This window comes from Streptomyces sp. URMC 126, assembly GCF_051386555.1.
Classification (GTDB): Bacteria; Actinomycetota; Actinomycetes; order Streptomycetales; family Streptomycetaceae; genus Streptomyces.
In genome coordinates this window covers 1-245 of the sequence record NZ_JBPQTX010001221.1, presented here as the reverse complement: position 1 = coordinate 245, position 245 = coordinate 1, and the positions used below count along the sequence as shown (strand labels likewise).

Here is a 245-nt window from a genome sequence, read left to right as displayed (position 1 = left end):
CAGTTCCATCTTCTCCAGATGCCAGGTTCTCGGATGAGGCACGAACACGGCATTGAGTCCGGCCTCGAGCGCCGGGTTGATGTCGGACTTGGGTGAGTTGCCGATCATCCACGCATTCGAGGCGTCCAGCTGCTGATCCCGCACCAGTTCGCGATACGCTTCGGCGTCTTTCTCGCGAACGATGGCGGTATGGCCGAACCAGATGCCGAGGCCCGAGCGATCGATCTTCAGCTTCTGCTCTTCGG

1 protein-coding gene is annotated in these 245 nt (G+C 60.4%); it reads right to left on the bottom strand.

What is annotated here, in order from left to right; genetic code table 11:
* On the bottom strand, positions 1-245 hold a 245-nt coding region (locus ACSNOK_RS35745; RefSeq protein ID WP_436784823.1), incomplete at both ends, for an HAD hydrolase-like protein.